The 438-nt window shown below is 74.2% G+C and carries 1 protein-coding gene; it reads left to right on the top strand.

The window, feature by feature from the left end; translation table 11 throughout:
- The coding region (locus tag ACWJ6R_RS38055) for a ketoacyl-synthetase C-terminal extension domain-containing protein (RefSeq protein WP_449066812.1) at positions 1-438 on the top strand (438 nt) is incomplete at both ends.

The following is a 438-nucleotide window of genomic DNA, read 5'->3' on the forward strand; positions in this document are numbered from 1 at the left end:
ACCGCCCGCTCCGGCTGGGCTCCATCAAGTCGAACATCGGCCACGCGCAGGCCGCGGCCGGTGTGAGCGGTGTGATCAAGATGGTGATGGCGCTGCGCAACGGCGTGATGCCGCGGACGCTGCACGCCGAGGAGCCCAGTCCGCATGTGGACTGGTCGGCGGGTGCGGTGGAGCTGCTGACCGAGGCCCGTGCCTGGGAGGCCGGGGACGGTCCGCGCCGGGCCGGTGTCTCGTCGTTCGGGATCAGCGGCACGAACGCGCACGTGCTGCTGGAGGAGGCGCCCGCCGAGTCCGTCGAGTCCGGCGGAGCCGGTGAGTCCCGCGAACCGGGGTCGGGCGGGGTGGAGTTGCCCGTGGTGCCGTGGGTGGTGTCGGCCAGGGATGAGCGGGCGCTGGCGGCTCAGGCGGGCCGGTTGCACGCGTGGGCGGCCTCGCGTG

The organism is Planomonospora algeriensis (assembly GCF_977012225.1).